Annotated in this window: 1 protein-coding gene; it reads right to left on the reverse strand. The window is 54.2% G+C overall.

All coding sequences use genetic code 11. The features are described from left to right. A partial coding sequence (locus tag AB4048_RS29045) for a transposase (protein ID WP_442205383.1) occupies nt 1-306 on the reverse strand: 306 nt, incomplete at its 3' end. Nucleotides 307-337: the final 31 nt, after the last annotated feature.

A 337-nucleotide genomic window follows, 5' to 3' on the forward strand; every position in this document is an offset into this window, starting at 1 on the left:
CGTCTCCATAACGAGATGATGGTTGATGCGCAGCCACAAGCCAGTAGCCCGCCACTCGTAGAAATAACCCTGCACGGTCGAATAGGGTGGAAAATCTTTCGGCAACATCCGCCATTGGCATCCGGTCGATGCGATATAAAGCAATGCGTTCAAAACCTCGCGCAATYCCGTTTTGCGTGGCCGGCCAAGCCTGCGTGGCCTCGGCATAAACGGAACGATCAGCGACCATTCCCTATCCGTCAGATCACTTGCGTAACGCCCTGTCCGTCGGCCATATTGGCGACGGGTGAAATCAGTCCAGCCCATTGCAGTTTCCTCGAATCCTAAGCAAATCCAA

This window comes from Rhizobium sp. RAF56, from assembly GCF_052113965.1.
Taxonomy (GTDB): Bacteria; Pseudomonadota; Alphaproteobacteria; order Rhizobiales; family Rhizobiaceae; genus Rhizobium.